Here is a 516-nt window from a genome sequence, read left to right as displayed (position 1 = left end):
CATCCCCGCTACGGGTATCGGCGGGCGTATCACGACGCCCGCGCCGAGGGGTGGGTGGTGAACCACAAGAAGATCCAACGCCTGTGGCGTGACGAAGGGCTCCGGGTCCCGCAGCGGCGTCGACGCAAGCGCGTCGGGTCCTCGACCGTCGACGCGCCGACGGCGGACGCGCCGAACGTGGTGTGGGCGGTGGACTTCCAGTTCGACGCCGACGAGCACGGACGACCGATCAAGATCTGCTCGATCGTCGACGAACACACCCGGGAGTGCATCGGCGGGCTCGTGGAGCGCTCGATTACCGCCGACCGACTCACCGCCCACCTCAGGACCTCGTCGCCGCCCGGGGCGCCCCGGCGGTGCTCAGGTCGGACAACGGGCCGGAGTTCATCAGCGAGGCGATGGCCGACTGGGCCGGCACCCGCACCGGCCTGTCCTACATCCCTCCGGGCTCGCCGTGGCGCAACGGGTACGTCGAGTCGTTCAACAGCCGGATCCGCGACGAGTGCCTCAACATCA

General features: G+C 69.8%; 1 pseudogene. It reads left to right on the top strand.

The annotated features are described in order from the left end of the window. Positions 1–516 (top strand): annotated as a pseudogene (locus MF605_RS11925) (DDE-type integrase/transposase/recombinase); the annotation flags it as partial.

This window comes from Micrococcus luteus, from assembly GCF_022664405.1.
In the GTDB taxonomy this organism is placed as follows: domain Bacteria; phylum Actinomycetota; class Actinomycetes; order Actinomycetales; family Micrococcaceae; genus Micrococcus; species Micrococcus luteus.
This window is presented reverse-complemented; position numbering and strand designations above follow the sequence as displayed.